A 22,494-nucleotide genomic window follows, 5' to 3' on the forward strand; every position below is an offset into this window, starting at 1 on the left:
TCTCCCTTAAAAAAATTATTTTAGAATAGACTCTTTTAGACTTTTTTTCTTTTCCCATCCTATGGTTTTAAGTTCTGGCTCTTTTAAAAAATCCTTTGTATATCCAATACATAAATAGCCAATTAGTTTATACTCTTTTGAAACATTTAGTAGTTTTCTTATTTTCTTTGGCTTTACAATAGATACCCAACCAAGACCTAAGTTTAAAGCCCTAGCTGTTAACCACATATTGCATATAGCACAAACAACAGAGTACTCACCACTTTTTTTCATATATGTTTGACCAAGTATCTCTTTTTTAGGTTTTTTATAAAAAACTGCAATATTTATAGGTGATTCTTTTATTCCCTCAAGTTTTAGTTTTTTATAAAGTGGTCTATTTTCAAACTTTTTAAAGCTTTTTTTGTAACTTGTTTCAAATTGATTATATACTTTATCTTTAAGGTTTTTATCTTCAATAATTTTAAAGTGCCAAGGCTGTGAATAGCCAACAGATGGTGCTTTTAAAGCAGATTCTAAAATAATATTTAATTTTTTATTAGATACTTTTTTATTTATAAAATTATTACCTCTAACATCTCTTCTTGAGCTAATAATCTTATTTAGAGTATTTAAATCTTTTTTATTAAACTTTAACATTAATATTTAATAGGTTTTAGTTTATTAAGTAAAAAAGATTCAATAATTTCATCAATACTTTTTTGAGTATCCACACTTAAAACAGATATGTTTTTTTGTTTAAAATCAACTATATAATCAGTTTCATTTATTACAATAATGTGATCAATCCAGCAATTTGCTTCTTTTCTATCTTTAAAAAAGTCGCAGTTTACTATTCTTCCCTCATCAAGATCAATATAAGCCCAATATTTAGAATCTTCAATGGCACTTATAATAGCTTCATGTCTTTTGTTACAATCTACTGGAATTAGTATATTCATTTTTTCCCTCGCATAGTTTAGCTTCTAAAATCATATCCAATAATGATTTAAAAATATATGATTTATAAATACTCTTTTTCAAACCATTTTGAAAATATAAATAAAGACCATAAGTGTTGTTTGAACTTTCTATTTTTTGCCAAATCATAAATCTGTTTTATGTACTCATCATTAAAAAGTTCTGTTTGTTTATTTACTCTTAAAATTAGATTTAAAACTTCATCTTTGTACTCATTTTGAATCCATTCATTAAAGGGTGAATTAAATCCTTTTTTTGTTCTATTTATGATTGTTTGTGGTATATATTTTGAAGCAATTTTCTTAAGTAAATATTTGTTTGTGTCCCCTACTTTTATATTTGAATCCACACTAAATAAATAGTTTACCAAATTAAAATCTAAAAAGGGAGTTCTAACTTCTAAAGAATTAGCCATAGAAATTCTATCAACTTTACTTAATAAGCCCTGCCCTAGCCAAACTTTTAAATCCGTATAACTCATCCAGTCAACTGGATCTTTTTTTGCTGTTTCACTTTTAAAAGTGGGTACCTTTTTAAATAGCTTTTTTTTCTGAATAGATGTAAATACTTCTCCAAAACCATTATAAAGATTCTCTTTTTTTATAATTCTTCTTAAATACTCACTCTCTTTTGTATTATTTTGTAAAGCAGAGATTATGCTATTTAAAAATTGTGTTTGACTTTTATCTAATGTCTTTTCAAACTCATAATATTTTAAAAACTTTGCATAATTATCATAACCTAAAAATATCTCATCACTACCCTCACCACTTAAAACAGTTTTTATTCCCATTTGTTTAATTTTCTTTGTTAGTATATACAAAGGGACTGCTGCACTATCTGCGTGAGGTTCTTCTAAAGCTTCTAATGTATCTTCAAAGCTATTTATAAAATCTTTTTGAGAGATAATCAAAGGGTGATGATTTGAGCCTATATGTTTTGCAGTGATATTTGCATACTCTAATTCGCTATAATTTTTGTATTCATCATAGCCTATGCTAAATGTATTTATTTTTTTGCCAGAAATTTTAGTATATAGTGCAGAAATAAGTGAACTGTCAATACCTCCACTTAAAAGTGAGCCAACTTCTACATCTGATGTTAGTCTAGCCTCAACACTCTTAAATAAAAGCTCTTCTATATCTTTTAAAGCTGTTTGTTCATCTTTTATTTCTTTATATGTATTAATCTTATAATACTTCTTAATTTGTAAATTATCATCTTTTAATAAAAGATAACTTGATGCTTCAAGTTTTTTAATATCTTGATAAAAAGTATTATCATCTAAACTTACGAAATATTGCATATATTGTGATAAAGCAACTTTATTTAATTTTGGTTTTTTATCTAAAAGTTCTAAGATAGCTTTTATTGAAGAAGAGAAAATGAATTTATTATTTGCAAAGTAGTAGAAAAAAGGTTTTTTACCATATCTGTCCCTTGCGCAAAAAAAGCTATTTTGCTTTATATTATAAATACAAAAACTAAACATTCCATTTAAGTAGTTTAAAAAATCTTTTTCATATTTTTGATAAAGCCTTATAATAACCTCTGTATCAGATTTGGTTTTACATTTTAAATCATGCTCTTTTATTAACTCTTGATAATTATAAATCTCTCCATTAAAAACTATTACAATCTCATCAAAAACCATAGGTTGATTTGCTTCATTGTCCAAATCAATAATTGAAAGTCTTGTGTGGGCAAAAGTATTGTTATTAAATGACCTAATAGCTTGAAAATCTGGTCCTCTATTCTCTATATATTTGATTGCATTTTTGAATTTATCGTTTGTAAAGTTTGCACCTAATATTCCACACATTAAAAATCTCCTAAGAAATATTTGATTATAAAAATATAAAAATATAAGAGTAAAGAAAAAATAATTGTAGAGACTAATATACTTGCAGTTACATCATAGGGTTTACAGTTATATAAAGCAGCTAAATTAACGTTATTTACAGCAAGAGGTATCATTAGTTGCATTAAGACCACAGAGGCCACATATGAGCTTAAATCGCTTTGTAAAACAAAAAAGATTCCAACAGCAGGAAGTATAAAGTGTTTTACCAAAGAAATATTAAGTGATAGTTTCCAATTCATTGTTCTTATTTTTACTTCACTTAAATATACACCAAATATAATTAATTGAATAACCATCGAAGCATATGCTCCCATTTCAAGAGTTCTTGAAATATCTTTATGAATAGGAACATTAAAATAGTTTATAGCAATAGCAAAAAAAGCAACCCAAAGTCCAGGAAGTTTTAAGATTGAATAGATTGATTTTTTTAGTGTAAAAGAGTCTTTTGCAAAGAAATATATACTAAAAATATAAATAAAAAACATATTTGCAATATTTATAATACTTGTGTAAGGAACAGATTGTTCACCAAATAAAGCAATCCCTAATGGAACACCAATATTTCCAGTATTACCCACTAATGAAACAGCAATAAATATAGTTCTATCTTTTGAATCTGTAAATATTTTTTTTGAGAATATTATTAAAAAGAATACAACACTTAAAACTGCATATAAATAGATAATTGGTGACATTACAAATGCATAATCAATAGGAGATTTTGTAAGCCCCCAAAATATTAAAATTGGTTGTAAAAAATAAAAAGATAAAATTACATAGCTTTTTTCATCGATTTTTTCTTTAAAACTTTTTTTTAAAATTAGTCCAATTACTATAAAAGAATAAACAGGAAGTACTGAAATTAAAGTTTGAATGAAGATACCTTTATAAAATGATAAGTGTTATTTTATCATAAACAAATAAAAAGTAAAAATATAATTTTTTAGTAGAAGTTATTAGTTTTGGTATATGCCGTAAATTACGACATGATACCTTTTATCATAAAAAATATTGAAGCAGATAAAAATGCTGCTGCTGGTACTGTTATTATCCATGCAGCAACAATTTTTTTAATTGCATCTCTTTTTACATACTTAACTCTTTTTTTAGCTTTGAAATCTCTTTTTTCAATTCTTACTTGTTCTATTTTTTCTTCAATTAATTTATAAAGTTCAACAACTCTAATATATTCAGATTTACTTTTTTTATCTTTTTCTTCTAAACTTATTAGTTCTGCTTCATATTTATCAAGAATTTTTTTATCTTTTTTTAGTTTTTTTCTAATATCACTTAATATTTTAGATTCGCTTGAATCTAAGAATTCTCTTAAAAATCCTACTCCAAATACACCACCAACTGCAATATGAGTTGAAGATACAGGTAAACCTAATTGACTAGCTATAATAACAGTAATAGCTGCTGCCATTGCAATTGAGAAAGCTCTTACTTGATCTAATTCTGTAATTTCTGAGCCAACAGTTCTTATAATTCTTGGTCCATAAAGGGCTAAGCCTACGGCAATACCTAAAGCACCAACAGCCATAACCCAAAAAGGAATACCAACTTGTGATGAAACAGCTGATTTAATAATTGCATCATTTATAGCAGCTAGTGGTCCAATAGCATTTGCAACATCATTTGCACCATGAGCAAAAGATAAAAGTGCGGCTGAGAAAATTAGTGGTATTGTAAATAGTGAGTTAATTCCAACTCTTGTATTTTCAATTTTTTGTGCAGATTTTTCAATTAGTGGTTTTACTAGAAAAAATACTATAATAGCTATTATTAATCCTACTAAAGTAGCTGTTAAAAAATTAACTTTTATTAAGTGTTTTATTCCCTTTAAAATTAAATATGTAGAAAATGCCCAAGACATAATGGCAATTAAATAAGGCACAAACTTTTTAGCAGAAGTTACCATATCTTTTTGAAACATTATATTTTTTTTAATAAATAGTAAGAATAGTGCTGCAACTACTCCTCCAAAGAGTGGGGATATTATCCAAGAAGCAGCAATTTTAGCCATGGTTCCCCAAGAAACTATGGCAAAACCAGCTGCTGCTATTCCTGCTCCCATAACTCCACCAACAATAGAGTGTGTAGTTGAAACAGGAGCTCCAACAGAAGTTGCAAAGTTTAACCAAAGTGCAGCTGATAGTAGTGCTGCTGTCATTGCCCAAATAAATATTTCAGGATCAGAAATTAAAGCTGGATCAATAATTCCTTTTTTTATTGTTTTTACAACTTCTCCACCAGCAATTAATGCACCTGCTGCTTCAAAAATTGCAGCAATTACAATTGCCCAAAACATTGTTATTGCTTTTGAGCCAACTGCAGGACCTACATTATTAGCAACATCATTTGCACCGATATTCATAGCCATATAAGCACCAAAAACAGCTCCAATAATCAAAAATGAATTATTTGGAACATTACCATGTGAGGTATAACTCCATAAAAAGACAACAACTATAAATAGAAGTCCTAATGATAGTTTAGCAAAGCCCGGAAGTGTCTTATCTGTAGCTTTATCCATCTTATTGATAGTTTCAAAGTCCAATGTAACCCTTTATGTAACCATTTTGTAATTTAATTTGTTTAGTATTGTAATGGATAATTCTTTACATAACCTTTAAATAAGCTTAAAAATTATATGGATAAAATATTTATAATATTTAAGTTGTCTATATATTATTCTTTTATAATTTGAAAATTTACTCTATTTTAAATAATAATATAAAATAACCAATTAATGTTTTTTTAAGATTTTATATATATAATGCCAATAAAATATAGATAAAATACATAAAGGAGTAGTTATGTTAAGTATAAGAATTTTGACAAACAACGATATTCCTAAAATTGAAGAAATGAAACAAGATTTCAATATCTTTAGAGTTGTTGATACTAAAAAAGGTAAACTTGAAATGGTTGAGTTTTTCAATAAAGATGGAGTATTTAGAGGTTTTGGTAGAGATACAAAAGCTGCTTATAAAAGAGCAAAAAGAGCTGTAATGAAATACTATAAAAATAAATAAAGAAGAAAATCTTCTTTATTTATTTAGCTTCTTCGTCTTCTATTTGAAGATGATGATGAAGATGAGCTAGAAGATTTATTTCTATTATTTTTAAATCCTCCACTTCTTGGACCCCTTCTTCTTTGTCCGCCTCTTTTATCATTATTTCTACTGCTATTTCTAACAGCACTTTCAATTAATTTTTCAATATCTTTATGAGATTTTCCAATTGTATTACTTCCTTTTACAGAAGTCGCACTAGTAAGCATTGAAGCTAGTTTAAATGCAATTGTAGAGATATCATACTCTTCTTTTAAGTTTTCAATAATTAATAATGCTGAATCATCAACTTCATGTGCTTTGATTTTTTCAACAAGAGAGTTTGTTTTTTTATCTTTTACAGATTTGATATTTGGAATTGTCTTAGCTTCTAATCTTCCACCTGTAGATTTTTGAATTTTTTGAAGCATTCTAAATTCATGTGGAGTTACAATAGAAACAGCAACACCCTCTTTACCTGCACGACCTGTTCTTCCAATTCTATGAACATAGCTTTCAGAATCAAAAGGTAAATGATAATTAAATACATGAGTTACATCGTTTACATCAAGTCCACGAGCAGCTACATCTGTAGCAATTAAAACATCAAGTCTACCTTTTTTAAAAGCATTAATTGCTTCTTCTCTTTGTCTTTGTTCCATATCTCCATGAAGACCTTTAGCTCCAAAGCCTTGAGATACTAAAAATGTAGAAAGTCTATCTACTTCTTTTTTTGTTCTACAAAAAATGATTGATTTTTCAGGATTTTTATAATCATATAATCTAATAAGCGCATCATCTCTTTCATACTCATCAACAACATAAAATGCTTGTTTGATTTTTGAGTTTGTTATTTCACTTGTAGTAACTGTAACAAACTCTGGTTCTTTTAAAATTGTTTTTGCTAATTGCTTAATTGCATTTGGCATAGTTGCAGAAAACATTAATGTTTGTCTTTGCTTTGGCATATAAGTAAAGATCTCTTTAATATCATCTAAAAACCCCATATCAAGCATCTCATCTGCTTCATCAAGGATTACATAATTTGGTTTAATATTGATTTTTTTATCTCTTAATAAGTCTAAAAATCTTCCTGGTGTTGCAACTAAAATTGATGCATTTGAAATATGCTTTAATTGTCTGCTATAAGATTGTCCACCATAAACTGTTGCTGTATTTATATCTAAATATTTTCCAAACTTGAATAATTCATCTGAAACTTGCATTGCAAGCTCTCTTGTTGGAACGATAACTACAGCTTCTACTTCTTTATTACATTTCATCATATTTAAAATTGGTAGTCCAAATGCTGCTGTTTTTCCTGTACCTGTGTGGGCTTGACCAACTATGTCTTTACCTTCTAAAATAACAGGAATTGCATCTTTTTGAATTGGACTTGGCTCTTTAAAGCCTGCATCATCAATTGATTTTTGTAAATTTGTTTTGAAATTGAACTCTTGAAAAGTCACTTCTTACCTTCGTATATTTGAATTTAAAATACACTTTATATAACTTCTTTTTGTTCTTTTTAAAAAAAATCTATGATAAATAATTGGATGTCAATAATTTAAAATCTCTGAGTTGAAATCAAAGTAAAATAGGTATATAACTGTGTATAATTGTCTGATTATAGCTAAATTTATATAAATTTAAGCTTTAAAGTAAAAGTAAGGCTTAATGCCCTACTTTTAACCTTTGTAGTTTTCTAAATATTTTGTATCGTAGTTGTTGTTTTTAAAGTCTTCGTTTTGCATCATCTTCATATGAAATGGAATAGTAGTTTTAATACCTTCAACTTCAAACTCATTTAATGCTCTTTTCATAATATTGATAGCTTTATCTCTATCTCTTCCCCAAACAATTAGTTTACCAATCATTGAGTCATAATATGGAGGAACATCATAGTTTGTATAAACGTGAGAATCAACTCTTACATTTCTTCCACCAGGAACCATCCATTGTTTTACTTTTCCTGGACTTGGTAAGAAAGAAATAGGATCTTCTGCTGTAATTCTACACTCAATTGCATGACCTCTAAATTTAACTTCTTCTTGTGGAGGAACTTTTTCACCCTCTGCAACTCTAATCATTAGTTCAACTATATCAATTCCAGAAACCATTTCTGAAACAGGATGTTCTACTTGAAGTCTTGTATTCATTTCCATAAAGTAAAAGTTTTGTTTATCATCTGCTAAGAATTCAAATGTTCCAGCACCCTCATACTCTAAGTATTTTGTAGCTTTTACTGCAACTTCATGCAGTTGTCTTCTTGTTTCATCATTTAATAAAATAGCAGGTGATTCTTCGATAACTTTTTGGTGTCTTCTTTGTAATGAACAATCTCTTTCACCAATATGAATTGCATTTCCATGAGAATCTCCAACAACTTGAACCTCAATATGTCTTGGGTTGTTGATAAATCTTTCTAAATACATAGTTCCATCACCAAAGGCAGCAAGTGCTTCTGATGAAGCTGCCATAAATAGTTGATCAAATTCAGACTCTTCATTTATAAGTCTCATTCCTCTACCACCACCACCAGCAGCAGCTTTAGCCATGATAGGATAACCTATCTCTTTTGCAACTTTTTTACCCTCTTCTAGTGAATGAATAGCACCTTTACTTCCTGGTACAACAGGAACCCCTGCTCTTACCATTTCATCTTTAGCTTTAGATTTATCAGCCATTTTTTCCATTACTTCAACAGATGGACCAATAAATTTAATACCATGTAACCTACAAATTTCAACAAAATCTTGATTTTCTGATAAGAAACCATAACCTGGGAAAATTGCATCACAACCAGTCATCTCAGCAGCTGTGATAATTGCAGGAATATTTAAATATGATTCTTTAGATCTTGCTGGACCAATGCAAACTGCTTCATCTGCGTGCTTTAAGTAAGATGCATTTTTATCCCCTGCACTATAAATTACAACAGATTTTTTTCCCATTTCTCTAATTGTTCTAATTGCTCTTTGAACAATTTCGCCTCTATTTGCAATTAAAATTTTCTTTATTTCAGCCATACTAGCTCTTTCTTATAATTTTTCAATTGTAAACAGTGGCATATCAAACTCTACTGGATCAGCATCATTAACTAATACCTCTAAAATTTTACAATCACACTCAGCCTCAACTTCATTCATTATCTTCATTGCCTCTAAAATACATAAAGTATCACCTTTTCTAACTGTATCTCCTGGCTTAACAAATGCAGAAGAATCAGGAGATGGTGCAGCATAAAATGTTCCTACCATTGGTGAATTAATAGTATCAGAGCAAGTTTGAGTACTTTTTTCAGTAGTACAAGAAGTTTCAACTGGTGCACTCACACTTGGTGCAGGAGCAGCAACTTGTTGTGCCATAGGTGCAGAAGCAACTTGAACAGTTCCATCAAAACCTTTACCCATTGAAATTTCAAAATCACTCTCTTTTATTTTTAGTTTATTAAGTTCACTTTTGTCAAATACTTTAATTAATTCTTTTATCTCTTTAAAATCCATGACGTACCTTTTTTATTAATTTTTGCTATAATGTAGCAAAAAAATGATTATAATCCAATTTAATCAATGGAGTTTAAGTGTTAAGTGATAGAAATTTTATAAATATAGCTCATGAAATAGCAAGTGCATCTAAGTGCGTGTCAAAACAAGTAGGTGCAGTAATAGTAAAAGATGGAAGAATTCTTTCAACAGGATATAATGGCACACCAGCAGGATATGTAAATTGTTGCGAACATTGGGATGGTGCATATACAAAAGATCATCATGAATGGTCAAGAACTTATGAAATTCATGCAGAAATGAATGCAATAATTTGGGCAGCAAGAAATGGGATAAGCATTGAAAGTGCCACTATTTATGTAACTTTAGAGCCTTGTGCAGATTGTTCAAAAAATTTAATTGCAAGTGGTATTAAAAGAATAGTTTATGATAAAGCATATGAACATACAAACTCAGATGTTGTAACAAAATTTATAAAAGATAATGGCGTAATAATTGAACAAATAGCTAAATGCGACTAGATAATCATACTTTTTATAAAAAATCAACTTTAAAATATGGAATAACAGCAAGAGGGGTACACTGGAATTCAAAGTTTTCCCAATACTTAAGGTTTGAAGTTTTAACAAAATACTTACAAGATTTGCAAAACTCAACTATACTAGATACAGGTTGTGGTTTTGCAGAATATTTAAACTTTTTAAAAAACAAAAAAATAGATTTTAAAAAATATACTGGTATTGATTGTGAAGAACATATGGTACAAATAAGTAAAAAAAGATTTAAAAATTATGAGTTTTTACTTCTTGATATTTTAAAAGATGATTTACCAAAAGCTGATTATTATATATGTAGTGGAGCTATGAATTTATTGGAATTTGAAGATATGAAAATATTTATACAAAAATGTTTTGATTCAAGTAAAAAAGGGTTTGTTTTTAATTTTTTGAAAGAGTCTAGCTTTACTTATGTAAGTCAAAAAGAGATTTTAAGTTTTTGTAAAACAATTACTACTAAAATAGAGCTTGAAGATACATATTTACACAATGATTGTACCATATACCTTGAAAAATAGCATAGATGTCTTAAAGAAAGAAAATATCATAAGTTTTTCATATATCTAGTGTAAAATTTGTCATAATTAAAAGGAGTTTGCATGAAAATTGGATTATTTATCCCATGTTTTATGAATGAGCTATATCCAGATATATGTATGGCAACACTTAAAATTTTAAAAGATCAAAACTTAGATGTTGATTACCCAATGAGTCAAACATGCTGTGGTCAGCCAATGGCTAATTCAGGATGTTCTAAAGATGTAGAAACACTAGCAAAACAGTTTGTAGAAAATTTCAAAGATTATGATTATATTGTTGCTCCAAGTGGCTCATGTGTTTCAATGGTAAAAGAGCATTATGCACCATTTTTTGAAAATAGTAGTGATTATAATAAAGTAAAAACTTCAATATATGAAATTTGTGAATTTTTACATGACATATTAAAAGTTGAAAAATTTGATGTGAGTTTTCCTCATAAAGTAGGTATTCACAACTCATGTCATGGGCATAGAATGCTTAAACTTGGAAGTGCTAGTGAATTAAATATACCTTATCAGTCAAAATTGAAAAATCTTCTATCTTTAGTAAAAGATATTGAAATTGTAAGTTTAAAAAGAGATGATGAGTGCTGTGGATTTGGTGGAACTTTTTGTGTAACAGAAGAAGATATATCTGTTGCTATGGGAAAAGATAGAATTAAAGATCATCTTGATTCTCATGCCAAAGTAATAACAGGAGCTGATATGTCATGTTTAATGCATATGGATGGAATAATTAATAGAGATAATGAAAATATTAAAGTTATGCATATAGTAGAAATACTTGCAGGAGTTAAATATGAGTAATAAACACCCACAAAATGCAAAAGAGTTTGTTGCAAATGATGAAAGAATGCATTGGCATGACCAAGCATTATGGTTTGTAAGAGAAAAAAGAGATACATCTACTAAAACTATTCCTGAATGGGAACAACTAAGAGAGCATGCAAATAGTATAAAAACTCATACAATGGCAAATCTTGATAAATATCTTTTAGAGTTTGAAAAAAATGCAACTGCAAAAGGAATTACTGTTCATTGGGCAAAAGATGCAAAAGAGCATAATGAAATAGTAGAAAAAATCTTAAGCCAAAATAGTGTTAAAAAAGTTGTAAAATCAAAATCTATGTTAACAGAAGAGTGCCATTTAAATCCTTATTTAGAGAGTAAAGGATTTGAAGTAGTTGATACAGACTTAGGTGAGAGAATTGTTCAATTAAGAAATGAGCCACCATCACATATCGTACTTCCTGCAATTCATTTAAAAAAGCAAGATGTTTCTGATACATTTCATGAAAAGATGGGAACACAAAAAGGAAATTATGACCCTACTTATTTAACAAGAGCTGCAAGGGCTGATTTAAGACAAAAGTTTTTAGATGCAGATGCTGGAATAACAGGAGTTAATTTTGCAATTGCAAATACAGGCGCAATAGTTGTTTGCACAAATGAAGGTAATGCAGATATGGGTGCAAATTTACCAAAGCTTCATATTGCTTCTATGGGAATTGAAAAAGTTATTCCAAGATTAGAAGATTTAGGAGTATTTACAAGATTACTTGCAAGAAGTGCAACAGGTCAAGCAATTACTTCATATACATCACACTTTGCCGGAGCAGTTGAGGGTGGACAAATGCATATTATAATTGTTGATAATAAAAGAACACCTTTTTTACAATCACAAAAGTATCAAAAAGCATTAAACTGTATTAGATGTGGCGCATGTATGAATACTTGTCCTATATACAGAAGAAGTGGAGGGCACTCTTATGAGTATGTTATTCCAGGACCAATTGGATCAACTTTAGCAACATTTAGAGATCCTAAAAAACATAAAACACTATCTTTTGCTTGTACACTTTGTGGTTCTTGTTCTCATGTTTGTCCGGTAAAAATTGATTTAGATTCACAATTATATAATCATAGACAAGATTTAACAGCACAAAATATTATAGATCCAAAGAAAAAGTTTGCTATGAAAGCTACATCTTGGTTGATGTCACATCCAACTTTATTTGATATTGCAGGAAAAGTAGCAAGAAAAGTAGTTCCAATACTTCCAAAATCATTTATTTATAATAAAGCAAATGTTTGGGGAAAACAAAGAGATTTACCACAAATGCCAAAAAATAGCTTCAAAGAGCTATATAAAAAAGGATTAGAAGATGACAAGTAAAGAGCAAATCCTATCACAAATTAGACAAAATAATGTAGTTAATGATACAGCTTTACCATCATATGATAATTTTGGAATTACATTTGATGATAAATTTTTAATGTTTTCAAAAATGCTTGAAAATGTAGGTGGGAAAGCTTTAGATATAAAAAAAGAAGAGTTGGATGAAACAATTAAAAAGCTTTATCCAGAAGCAAAAATAGTTGCAACAAATGTGCAAGAGTTTTCTTTGGCAACATTTGATGCAAATGCCCAAGATGATATACATAATTTAAAAGATATTGAATTGTGTGTTGTAAATGGAAATTTTGCAGTTGCAGAAAATGGTGCGGTTTGGTTAAAAAATGAAGAGAATAGACATAGAGGCTTATATTTTATTTCTGAAAATATTGTAATTGTAGTTAAAAAAGAGGATATTTTAAATAATATGCATGAAGCATATGAAAAAATATCTTTTGATAAAGCTGGTTATGGAGTATTTGTAAGTGGACCTTCAAAAACAGCTGATATTGAACAATCTTTAGTAATTGGAGCACATGGACCAAAGTCAGGATATGTAATTTTTATTTCATAATGATATAATATAGGCTTAAAGGATTATATTTTGAAAAAGATATTAGTTTTAAGCCTACTATTTGGTCTATATCTATTTGCACAAGAGCCCTCAAAAGAAGTTTTATTACTTCACTCATATCACAAAGGCTATAAGTGGACTGATGATATTTCAAAAGCAATTGAAAAAAACTTTGAAAAATACTCAAATATAAATCTAACTACAATATACATGGATACTAAAAAAGTATCAAATGATAACTATTTCCAAAAATTATATGAACTTTATAAAGAGCAGTTTAAAAATAGAAAATTTGATGTAATAATTGCAAGTGATAATTCTGCATTAGAGTTTTTAGTTGAGTATCAAAAAAAACTATTTCCAAAAACACCAATTTTATTTTGTGGAATAAACTACTTTGATGAAAAACTTATTGATAAAAATGGAATGAGAAAATATATAAGTGGAGTAATTGAGCAAGTTGATTTAAAAAAGAATTTTGAGTTAATCTCAAAAATACATCCTAAATTAGATAAATTAATAATATTAAATGATAAGTCAAAAACAGGACTTATTATGAAAGATGATTTAGAAAAAATAATTCCTAAATTCAACAATAAATTTGAAGTTGAGTATATTGATGATATGCAAATGAATGATTTGAAAAAATATGTATCTAATACAAACAATAATACAGCACTACTTTTTGTGCTTTTATTTAAAGATAAAACGGGAAAGTTTTTTACTTATAAAGAGAGTTTAGAGCATATAAAAAGTTTTTCCCATGTTCCAATTTATGGTTTATGGGATTTTTATTTAAATTATGGAGTAATTGGAGGACTTTTAACCTCAGCACAAGCTCAAGGTGATGCAGTTTCTAAAATGGTTTTAGAAGTTTTAAATGGAAAAGAGATAACAAAGATTCCAATACTTAGAAAATCACCAAATGAGTATATTTTTGATTTTAATGAATTGAAAAAATTCAATATAAAAATAGAAAACTATGTTGATGATTTTACTATTGTAAATAAACCTTTCTCTTTTTATAGAAAATATAAAATACTTGTTAATATAACTATTGCAACAATGCTTCTTTTTATAATATTGATTATTTTAATGAAAGCAAATATAAATAGAAGAAAAAAACTTCAAAGGGATTTATCAAATAGATTAGAGTTTGATAAAGTATTACTAGATACCATTCCAAATGCAATCTATTATAAAAATGTTGATGGTAAATTTATAGGCTGTAATTTAGCTTTTGCAAACTTGATGGGATTAACAAAAAATAGTGTAGTTGGCAAAACAGCTTTTGATTTTTTCCCCCATGATATTGCCCTTAAAAATACAAAAATTGATGATAAACTTTTAAAAACCCTAAAAACTGATACTTCTGAAATGGCACTTCATTTTAATAATCAAAAAATAAAATATTTCATTTTAAATAAAGCAGTATATAAAAATATAGATGGAAGAATAGGTGGAATAGTTTGTATAATGGACGATATTACAGAAAGAGTACAACAAAAACAGTTTTTAATTCAGCAAAGTAAATTAGCAGAAATGGGAGATATGGTTGCAGCTATTGCTCACCAATGGAATGAACCATTAGTTGAACTGTCTGCTCAAATACAAGATATACAAACTTCATATTTGTTAGATGAATTAAAAGATTGTCAAGTAGAAGAGTTTGTAAATGATTCAATGGTTCAAATTAAATATATGTCAAGAACACTAAATGATTTTAGAAATTTCTTAAAACCCTCAACTAAAAAAGTAACTTTTCCTATTAAAAAAGCCCTTGATGAAATAAATGAAATAATAGGAAAACAGGTATTTTACTCAAATATAAATATGACATTTAATTATATAGATGGTGAAGACTTAGTTGTTTATGGATATGAAAATGAGTTTAAACAAGTATTATTAAATTTGATAAATAATGCAAAAACAAAAATACTTGAAAATTTATTGAAAGAAAATATTAAAGGAAATATTATTATAAATATCTCTAAGTCAAAGCAGTATAATAAAATAGAGATAATAGATGATGGTGGAAAAATTGATGAAAAAATAATATCTTCAATATTTGAACCATACTTTACTACAAAAAAAGATGGAACAGGAATAGGACTTTATATGGCAAAAGTAATTGTTGAAGATAAAATGCAAGGTAAGATAAAAGTAAAGAATATAGATAATAAAGTGGTATTTACAATCAAAGTACCTTTTAAAAAGGATTAGAATATGAATATATTACTTCTAGAAGATAATAAAAAGCTAAATCAAACAATTAGTAAAAGATTGAAATTAAAAGGATATAAAGTTGATTCATATGAAGATGGAAATGAAGCATATAATAATATAACAGAAGGATTTAGCTGTTTTATTTTAGATATTAATGTACCAAATATAGATGGAATAAAAATACTTAAAAAAATTAGAGAGTTTTATGATGAGGTTCCAGTTATAATTATTAGTGCATCAATTGAATTAGAAGTAATTAAAGAGTCATATAAATTTGGCTGTAGTGACTATTTAAAAAAACCATTTTTTATAGATGAGCTTGAAATTAAAGTTGAAAGACTTTGTAAGATAAAGAATGATTTAATATATTTTGATGAGAACTGCTATTTTGATTATAAATCATCAGTTGTATATTTAAATAATCAACAACAAAGATTGACAAAAAAAGAGAGACTTTTGATGAACCTATTTTTGACAAAGCGTAATCAAGTTTTATCATATGACACAATACAAAATTATGTTTGGGAAGGAAGTTTTGCTTCCTTAGAGTCTATACGAAGTCTTATTAGACGCCTAAGAAAAGTACTTTCAAACAAATATATTGAGACTGTAGTAGATACGGGTTATATCTTTAAAACTACATAAAAATTACATAATAATTATAAAATATCATATTATTATCATATCATATAGTTACAATTTGTGTCAATACAACATAAAAGGGGATGTAAAGATGTTAAAAACGACAACAAAATTACTTGTTGCTTCTGCTTTAGTTGCGGGACTAAGCACAGCAGCATTTGCAAAAGATAAAGTTTACAAGTGGAAATTGGCAACTACTTGGGGTTCAACTTTATCTCCATTTATTGATGCTCCAACAAATATGGCAAAGTTAGCAAAAGAGATGTCTAATGGAAGATTAGATATTAGAGTTGATGCAGCAAATAAGCATAAAGCGCCTTTAGGTATTTTAGATATGGTAAAAGGTGGTCAATACGAAATGGGTCATTCAGCTTCATATTATTGGAAGGGTAAAGATATAAATACTTTACCATTTACTACAATGCCATTTGGTATGACAGCACCTGAACAATATGCATGGTTTTATTATGGTGGTGGATTAGAGCTAATGCAAAAAGCATATAAAAGACATAAAGTATTATCATTCCCTGGAGGAAACTCAGGAAATCAAATGGGTGGATGGTTTAGAAAAGAGATTAACTCACTTGATGATTTAAAAGGCCTTAAGATGAGAATTCCAGGTTTTGCAGGAGAGGTTTTAGCTAAACTTGGTGTAACTGTAACAAATATAGCTCCTGGTGAGCTTTATACTTCTTTAGAAAGAGGAACTATTGATGCATTAGAGTGGGTGAGTCCATCAATGGATGTAAATATGGGATTTCATAAAATTGCTCCATACTATTATACTGGATGGCATGAACCAGCAACAGAGTTACAGTTTTTAGTAAATGAAAGACAATTTAAAAGATTACCAAAAGATTTACAAAAAATCTTAATAACTGCTATGAGAGTTGCTGCTTATGATATGTATATTCAAAACTATCATATGAATGCAGTTGCTTGGTCAAAAATTGCAACAGATTATCCAAATGTGAAAATCAAAACATTACCAAAAAATGTAATTAATGCAATGAAAAAAGCAAATGATGAACTACTTGTAGAAAAAGCAAAAGAGAGTCCTTTAATAAAAGAGGTATTAAAATCTCAAAAAGAGTACCTAAAAAAAGCTAGAGAGTGGACAAAAATGGCTGATTATAAATACTTAGAAGATAACTTATAAGATTTACAAACGGCACAAAGAAAAATACGTAGTTTTTTTAAACTACGTATTTTTAATTTAAGAGTTATAAAATTTAAAGAAATCAATGAATTTAATAAGTGTAAAATTTACATTTATTTAACTCATTTGAGAGAGTAAAAAAGGATAATATAATGCTTTTAAAACTAGAGAGAGGTTTTGACAAGTTTGCAAATATCATAGGTGGCTTTACTGCTATTATATTGGTGCTTATGATATTAAATGTATTTTATGATGCAATTATGAGGTATCTTTTTAATACAGGTGATATTGCAATGCAAGAAATGGAGTGGCATCTTTTTTCTGTTGTAATACTATTTGGAGTTTCTTATACATTAAAAGAAGATGGACATGTAAGAGTTGATTTGATTTATGATAGATTAAAGCCAAAGAAAAAAGCAATAATTAATATGATTGGAGTAATAACTTTTATTTTTCCTATTACACTTTTAGTTATTTTTTCATCAATAGGTTTTGCACAAGAAGCTTACGAATTCAATGAAATTTCAGGTGATCCAGGTGGATTAACTCATAGATGGATAATCAAAGCTATGATTCCAATATCTTTTTCTCTTTTGATTATAACATCAGTGGGATTTTTTATTAGAAATTTGAATATATATTTAGGCTTACATGAGTATGAAGACCATTCAATTGCCCATGAAGCTCAAAAATATAAAGAAGAGATAGCAAAAAAAACAGGAGATAAATAATGATTGGTATAATAATGTTTTTTACAGCACTATTTATGCTGTTGATTGGTTTTCCTGTTGCTTTTACTTTTGGTGCTGTTTCAGTATTTTTTGGAATAATTGCTGGAATTGTTGAAATATATTCATATGCAGATGCTAGTATGGGAATTACTGCAATTATAATAGATGGTATTAAAGAGGGCATGTATATGTTTGATTTTATGCCACATAGAATATGGTCTATTATGAATAATACTATTTTAATGGCAGTACCAATGTTTATTTTTATGGGAATTGTTCTTCAAAAAACAGGACTTGCAGAAAGACTTTTAGAATCTATGGGATTTTTATTTGGAGAGATTAGAGGTGGAGTTGCAATTTCAACTGTATTAGTTGGGTCATTACTTGCAGCATCAACTGGTGTTGTTGGAGCATCTGTTGTTGCTATGGGAGTTATTTCACTTCCTGTTATGCTAAAATATAAATATAATACAGAATTAGCAACAGGAACGATTTGTGCTTCTGGTACTTTAGGACAAATAATTCCTCCATCAATTGTATTGATTATCTTAGGAGATGTTTTTCAAGTTCCTGTTGGTGATTTATTTAAAGCTGCTATTTGGCCAGGTCTTACTTTGGTTGCTTCTTATATTCTTTTTATACTAATTGTAGCTTTTGTAAAAAAAGATATGGCTCCTGCAATTCCAGCAGACCCAAGTAGAGGAAAAAAATCAAAACAAGTAGTAAGAGCATTGATTGATATTATTCCCTCACTTACATTAATAATCTTAGTTTTAGGTTCAATTTTTGCAGGTGTTGCAACACCTACAGAATCATCAGCTGTTGGATGTTTAGGTGCAATTGCTTTAAGTTTTTTATATAAAAGTTTTTCTCTTGGTATGGTAAAAGAAGCAGCTTTAGAATCAGTTAAAATTACATCAATGGTATTTGCTATATTAATTGGTGCAACAGCTTTTTCTATGGTATTTACTTACACAGGTGGAGATGAACTTGTTGAGCATTTTATGCTAAGTTTACCAGGTGATCAAAAATGGACATTTATTCTATTTACAATGATTGCTATTTTAATCTTAGGATTTTTTATTGATTTTGTTGAGATTTCATATATTATTGTTCCAATTTTAGTTCCAATTGCTCTTGCTTTAGATATAAATCCAGTTTGGTTTGCTATACTAATAGCAATGAATTTACAAACATCATTTTTAACACCACCATTTGGATTCTCTCTTTTTTATCTAAAAGGAGTTGTCCCCTCAAGTGTTAGCACGATGCAAATATATAAAGGTGTACTTCCTTTTATTCTAATTCAAATAATTGTTTTAGGATTATTAGCTGTATTCCCAGAGTTTTTTGGAATAAATCCAAGTCTTTAGAATAAGAGAATCCTCTTATTCTAAAACCTATTAGGATAAAGATTATGAGTAAAAAAGATATTGTAAAACTTATTAGAAATCTTATTTTAAAATGTTGTGATAAAATGTTTTTCTTTATTGATGACCCACAACAAAGAATATATACTGTACCAAGGCTTGAATAGCATTTTCTTAATTTTCATATAAAAATATAAAATATAATTAAGGATTTCAAATGTTAGCTGGAAAATACCAAGATTTTTATAATCAAATAATAAAAAAAATACCCCAAGAAATAATATATACAGATGATTTACATACTTTAGCGTATGGAACAGATGCTTCTTTTTATAGACTTATTCCTAAATTGGTTATTAAAGTTGAAAACTCAAAACAAGTAAAAGATATTTTGCAATTAGCTTGTAATATGAAATTAAGTGTTACATTCAGAGCAGCTGGTACCTCACTATCTGGACAAGCAATTAGTGATTCAATTTTAGTTATTACTTCAAGAAATTGGACAGATTTTAAAATTGCTGAGGATAAATCACATGTGTCATTATCACCTTCTTTAACAGGAGCACAAGCAAATAATATTTTAGCACCTTTTAGTAAAAAAATTGGACCAGATCCAGCTAGTATTAATTCTGCAATGATTGGTGGGATTGCTGCTAATAATGCTTCTGGAATGTGCTGTGGTGTTGCTCAAAACTCATACAAAACATTAAAATCAATGAAACTAGTTTTTAGTGATGGAACACAATTAGATACAGGAAATGAAGATAGTAAAGCAGAGTTTGCAAAAACTCATAAAGAGTTTTTGCAAAGTTTAAAAATGTATGCAAAAAATGTAAAAGATGATGAAGAATTAAGTGCAAAAATTAGAAAAAAATTTAAAATGAAAAATACAACAGGATATAGTTTAAATGCTCTTGTTGATTTTGAAGATGAATTTGAGATTTTACAACATCTAATTATTGGAAGTGAGGGAACATTAGCTTTTATTAAAGAAGTAACATATTATACAGTTGAAGATTATAAAGATAAAGCAAGTGCATTAGTATATTTTAAAGATGTAAATGAAGCCTGTAAAGCAGTAACAAAATTAAAACTTGAAAAACAGAAAAATATAATAAGTGTTGATGCAGTTGAACTTATGGATAGAGCAGGTCTTGCAAGTATTGAAGATGATCCTAAGATGCCATCATATATAAAAGAGTTTGATGAAAATGTTACAGCTTTATTAATTGAAACAAGAGCAAAAAGTGATAAAGAGTTAGATACTCAAATCAAGCAAATTGAAGATAGTTTAAAAGAGTTTTCTTTAGCAAAAGAGCTTTATTTTACAAAAGATGTTGAAGAGTATACTCAATATTGGAAGATTAGAAAAGGACTTTTCCCCGCAGTTGGAGCAGTAAGAAAAATAGGTACAACTGTTATTATTGAAGATATTGCATTTCCTATTGAGCACTTAGCAGAAGGGACATTAAAACTTCAAGAGTTATTTAAGCAACATAATTATAATGAAGCTTTAATTTTTGGGCATGCTTTAGAGGGTAATTTACACTTTGTTTTTACTCAAGATTTTTCAACACAAGAAGAGATTCAAAGATATGATGATTTTATGTATGATGTTACACAACTTGTTGCTGTACAGTATCAAGGAAGTTTAAAAGCAGAGCATGGTACAGGTAGAAATATGGCTGCTTTTGTTGAATTAGAGTGGGGTAATACAGCTTATGAAATGATGAAAAAAATTAAAAACTTATTTGATCCAAATAATATTTTAAATCCAGGGGTAATTATCAATGAGGATAAAAAAGCCCATATAAAAAATCTAAAACCACTTCCAAAAACAAATGATCTAGTTGACAAATGTATTGAGTGTGGTTTTTGTGAACCTGTATGCCCATCAAATGTTTTAACATTAACTCCAAGACAAAGAATAGTTATAAATAGAGAAATTTCAAGACTTGAAGATGAAGAACACAATATAAAAAAAGCAAAAGAGTTAAAACAACTATATCAATATGATGGAATAGAAACATGTGCTACATGTAGCTTATGCTCAACTGCCTGTCCTGTTGGAATTGATACAGGAAGTTTAACAAAGTACTTAAGACATGAGCAAGTAAGTAGTACTCAGAATAAAGTTGCAAATGTTATTACAAACAATTTTTCAGCTACATTAACAGGAATGAAGTTTGGTTTAAAAGCAGCAAATTTAACACACTCTATTTTAGGTACAAGTTTAATGAGTGGCTTAACATCAGGACTTAGAAAAATATCAAGTGATAAAATTCCAAGATGGAGTGAACATTTACCAAAAGGTATCTCAATAAATACAAGAATTGAACAAAAAGCAAATAGTTTAAAAGTTGTATATTTTCCATCATGTATTAACAGAACTATGGGATTAAGTAGTGCAAGTAAAGAAGAAAAAGAACTTTTTGATACAACAGTAGAACTACTTCAAAAAGCAGGTTTTGAAATTATTTTTCCAAAACAAATTGATAATTTATGCTGTGGTATGCCTTTTTCATCAAAAGGTTTTACAAAACAAGCAAAAATAAAATCAGATGAATTAGAAGAAGCATTAAATGAAGCTAGTAATAATGGCGAATATCCAATTCTTTGTGATACTAGTCCTTGTACTAAAAAAATGATGGAGAGTTTTAACTCAAATTTAGATTTATATGAACCAATTGAGTTTGCATTAGAACATTTAGTTGATAAATTAGAGCTTGAAAAAATTGATGAGGCAATTACTATACATACAACTTGTTCTTCAAGAAAAATGGGATTACATGAAAAGTTTATTAAACTTGCAAATATGTGTTCATCAAAAGTTATAGTTCCATCAGATGTTACATGTTGTGGATTTGCAGGAGATAGAGGTTTTAGTTATCCAGAATTAAATCAAAGTGCATTAAGAAACCTCCCAAAAAGTGTAAAAGATGCAAAATATGCCTTTTCAACTTCAAAAACTTGTGAAATTGGACTTAGTGAATATTCAGGGATTGATTATAATTCAATTTTTTACTTAATAAATAAGTGCTCAAAGGCTAAATAAAAAGTAATTTTCTTAAATATTTCTTCATAAAAGTGATATTTACTATTTTTTTGGTAAAATATCACTTTTAAGATAAAGG

General features: G+C 28.2%; 20 protein-coding genes. 12 read left to right on the plus strand and 8 right to left on the minus strand.

Going from position 1 to position 22,494, the window contains the following annotated elements; all coding sequences use genetic code 11:
- Positions 1-15 precede the first annotated feature (15 nt).
- The 5 genes from bluB to ACTCCZ_RS03595 form a co-directional block, all read right to left on the minus strand.
- Positions 16-639 carry a 5,6-dimethylbenzimidazole synthase gene (gene bluB / locus ACTCCZ_RS03575; protein WP_079578103.1) on the minus strand — a complete coding sequence of 208 codons (624 nt, stop codon included), beginning with the start codon at positions 637-639 and terminating at the stop codon, positions 16-18.
- Entirely contained in the window at positions 639-941 is a 303-nt protein-coding gene (locus ACTCCZ_RS03580) for a hypothetical protein (RefSeq protein WP_079578104.1), read from the minus strand. The genes bluB and ACTCCZ_RS03580 overlap by 1 nt, the downstream gene beginning before the upstream one ends.
- Before the next feature lie 62 nt (positions 942-1,003).
- Positions 1,004-2,782, minus strand: a complete 1,779-nt coding sequence (gene asnB / locus ACTCCZ_RS03585) for an asparagine synthase (glutamine-hydrolyzing) (protein WP_079578105.1) — start codon at positions 2,780-2,782, stop codon at positions 1,004-1,006.
- The gene (locus ACTCCZ_RS03590; protein WP_322853524.1) at positions 2,782-3,705 is read right to left on the minus strand and encodes an AEC family transporter; all 924 of its coding nucleotides are present in this window, start codon (positions 3,703-3,705) and stop codon (positions 2,782-2,784) included. Before ACTCCZ_RS03590 ends, asnB begins: the two co-directional genes overlap by 1 nt.
- A gap of 98 nt (positions 3,706-3,803) precedes the next feature.
- Positions 3,804-5,384 carry an inorganic phosphate transporter gene (locus ACTCCZ_RS03595; RefSeq protein ID WP_079578107.1) on the minus strand — a complete coding sequence of 527 codons (1,581 nt, stop codon included), beginning with the start codon at positions 5,382-5,384 and terminating at the stop codon, positions 3,804-3,806.
- A gap of 259 nt (positions 5,385-5,643) precedes the next feature.
- Between ACTCCZ_RS03595 and ACTCCZ_RS03600 the strand changes: the two genes are divergently transcribed.
- Positions 5,644-5,862 (plus strand): hypothetical protein, encoded by a 219-nt coding sequence (locus ACTCCZ_RS03600; RefSeq protein WP_079578108.1) that lies wholly within the window; start codon positions 5,644-5,646, stop codon positions 5,860-5,862.
- A 23-nt stretch (positions 5,863-5,885) separates the two neighbouring features.
- On the opposite strand, the gene ACTCCZ_RS03605 is transcribed toward ACTCCZ_RS03600, so the two are convergent.
- From ACTCCZ_RS03605 to accB, 3 genes are all read right to left on the minus strand, one after another.
- Positions 5,886-7,349 (minus strand): DEAD/DEAH box helicase, encoded by a 1,464-nt coding sequence (locus tag ACTCCZ_RS03605; RefSeq protein ID WP_079578109.1) that lies wholly within the window; start codon positions 7,347-7,349, stop codon positions 5,886-5,888.
- A gap of 219 nt (positions 7,350-7,568) precedes the next feature.
- Positions 7,569-8,909 (minus strand): acetyl-CoA carboxylase biotin carboxylase subunit, encoded by a 1,341-nt coding sequence (locus ACTCCZ_RS03610; protein WP_079578110.1) that lies wholly within the window; start codon positions 8,907-8,909, stop codon positions 7,569-7,571.
- A 12-nt stretch (positions 8,910-8,921) separates the two neighbouring features.
- Positions 8,922-9,386, minus strand: coding sequence for an acetyl-CoA carboxylase biotin carboxyl carrier protein (accB, locus tag ACTCCZ_RS03615; RefSeq protein ID WP_079578111.1), 465 nt, complete (start codon positions 9,384-9,386; stop codon positions 8,922-8,924).
- A gap of 77 nt (positions 9,387-9,463) precedes the next feature.
- Between accB and ACTCCZ_RS03620 the strand changes: the two genes are divergently transcribed.
- The 11 genes from ACTCCZ_RS03620 to ACTCCZ_RS03670 all read left to right on the plus strand — a co-directional run bounded on the left by ACTCCZ_RS03620 (position 9,464) and on the right by ACTCCZ_RS03670 (position 22,415).
- On the plus strand, positions 9,464-9,907 hold the full coding sequence (locus ACTCCZ_RS03620; protein ID WP_079578112.1) for a deoxycytidylate deaminase: 444 nt from the start codon (positions 9,464-9,466) through the stop codon (positions 9,905-9,907).
- On the plus strand, positions 9,898-10,461 hold the full coding sequence (locus tag ACTCCZ_RS03625) for a class I SAM-dependent methyltransferase (RefSeq protein ID WP_079578113.1): 564 nt from the start codon (positions 9,898-9,900) through the stop codon (positions 10,459-10,461). The genes ACTCCZ_RS03620 and ACTCCZ_RS03625 overlap by 10 nt, the downstream gene beginning before the upstream one ends.
- Positions 10,462-10,542: 81 nt before the next feature.
- Positions 10,543-11,289: a (Fe-S)-binding protein gene (locus ACTCCZ_RS03630; RefSeq protein WP_079578114.1), complete on the plus strand. Its 747-nt coding sequence runs from the start codon at positions 10,543-10,545 to the stop codon at positions 11,287-11,289.
- Positions 11,282-12,658, plus strand: coding sequence for a lactate utilization protein B (locus ACTCCZ_RS03635; RefSeq protein WP_079578115.1), 1,377 nt, complete (start codon positions 11,282-11,284; stop codon positions 12,656-12,658). Before ACTCCZ_RS03630 ends, ACTCCZ_RS03635 begins: the two co-directional genes overlap by 8 nt.
- On the plus strand, positions 12,648-13,232 hold the full coding sequence (locus ACTCCZ_RS03640; RefSeq protein WP_079578116.1) for a LutC/YkgG family protein: 585 nt from the start codon (positions 12,648-12,650) through the stop codon (positions 13,230-13,232). Before ACTCCZ_RS03635 ends, ACTCCZ_RS03640 begins: the two co-directional genes overlap by 11 nt.
- A 30-nt stretch (positions 13,233-13,262) precedes the next feature.
- Positions 13,263-15,455 carry an ABC transporter substrate binding protein gene (locus tag ACTCCZ_RS03645; protein WP_079578117.1) on the plus strand — a complete coding sequence of 731 codons (2,193 nt, stop codon included), beginning with the start codon at positions 13,263-13,265 and terminating at the stop codon, positions 15,453-15,455.
- 3 nt (positions 15,456-15,458) lie between these two features.
- Positions 15,459-16,103 carry a response regulator transcription factor gene (locus ACTCCZ_RS03650; RefSeq protein WP_079578118.1) on the plus strand — a complete coding sequence of 215 codons (645 nt, stop codon included), beginning with the start codon at positions 15,459-15,461 and terminating at the stop codon, positions 16,101-16,103.
- A gap of 88 nt (positions 16,104-16,191) precedes the next feature.
- The gene (locus ACTCCZ_RS03655) at positions 16,192-17,259 is read left to right on the plus strand and encodes a TRAP transporter substrate-binding protein (protein WP_079578119.1); all 1,068 of its coding nucleotides are present in this window, start codon (positions 16,192-16,194) and stop codon (positions 17,257-17,259) included.
- A 152-nt stretch (positions 17,260-17,411) separates the two neighbouring features.
- Positions 17,412-17,990: a TRAP transporter small permease subunit gene (locus ACTCCZ_RS03660; RefSeq protein ID WP_079578120.1), complete on the plus strand. Its 579-nt coding sequence runs from the start codon at positions 17,412-17,414 to the stop codon at positions 17,988-17,990.
- Entirely contained in the window at positions 17,990-19,363 is a 1,374-nt protein-coding gene (locus ACTCCZ_RS03665; protein WP_079578121.1) for a TRAP transporter large permease, read from the plus strand. Before ACTCCZ_RS03660 ends, ACTCCZ_RS03665 begins: the two co-directional genes overlap by 1 nt.
- Before the next feature lie 214 nt (positions 19,364-19,577).
- Positions 19,578-22,415 (plus strand): FAD-binding and (Fe-S)-binding domain-containing protein, encoded by a 2,838-nt coding sequence (locus tag ACTCCZ_RS03670; RefSeq protein WP_079578122.1) that lies wholly within the window; start codon positions 19,578-19,580, stop codon positions 22,413-22,415.
- Positions 22,416-22,494: the final 79 nt, after the last annotated feature.

It is taken from the genome of Malaciobacter sp. (genome assembly GCF_055140965.1).

Coding starts and splice junctions, on each gene's coding strand:
- ACTCCZ_RS03630 (WP_079578114.1), top strand. CDS start 10,543: ATGAAAATTGGATTATTTATCCCATGTTTTATGAATGAGCTATATCCA.
- ACTCCZ_RS03660 (WP_079578120.1), top strand. CDS start 17,412: ATGCTTTTAAAACTAGAGAGAGGTTTTGACAAGTTTGCAAATATCATA.
- ACTCCZ_RS03650 (WP_079578118.1), top strand. CDS start 15,459: ATGAATATATTACTTCTAGAAGATAATAAAAAGCTAAATCAAACAATT.
- asnB (WP_079578105.1), bottom strand. CDS start 2,782: ATGTGTGGAATATTAGGTGCAAACTTTACAAACGATAAATTCAAAAAT.
- ACTCCZ_RS03665 (WP_079578121.1), top strand. CDS start 17,990: ATGATTGGTATAATAATGTTTTTTACAGCACTATTTATGCTGTTGATT.
- ACTCCZ_RS03625 (WP_079578113.1), top strand. CDS start 9,898: ATGCGACTAGATAATCATACTTTTTATAAAAAATCAACTTTAAAATAT.
- bluB (WP_079578103.1), bottom strand. CDS start 639: ATGTTAAAGTTTAATAAAAAAGATTTAAATACTCTAAATAAGATTATT.
- ACTCCZ_RS03670 (WP_079578122.1), top strand. CDS start 19,578: ATGTTAGCTGGAAAATACCAAGATTTTTATAATCAAATAATAAAAAAA.
- ACTCCZ_RS03640 (WP_079578116.1), top strand. CDS start 12,648: ATGACAAGTAAAGAGCAAATCCTATCACAAATTAGACAAAATAATGTA.
- accB (WP_079578111.1), bottom strand. CDS start 9,386: ATGGATTTTAAAGAGATAAAAGAATTAATTAAAGTATTTGACAAAAGT.
- ACTCCZ_RS03635 (WP_079578115.1), top strand. CDS start 11,282: ATGAGTAATAAACACCCACAAAATGCAAAAGAGTTTGTTGCAAATGAT.
- ACTCCZ_RS03580 (WP_079578104.1), bottom strand. CDS start 941: ATGAATATACTAATTCCAGTAGATTGTAACAAAAGACATGAAGCTATT.
- ACTCCZ_RS03600 (WP_079578108.1), top strand. CDS start 5,644: ATGTTAAGTATAAGAATTTTGACAAACAACGATATTCCTAAAATTGAA.
- ACTCCZ_RS03610 (WP_079578110.1), bottom strand. CDS start 8,909: ATGGCTGAAATAAAGAAAATTTTAATTGCAAATAGAGGCGAAATTGTT.
- ACTCCZ_RS03655 (WP_079578119.1), top strand. CDS start 16,192: ATGTTAAAAACGACAACAAAATTACTTGTTGCTTCTGCTTTAGTTGCG.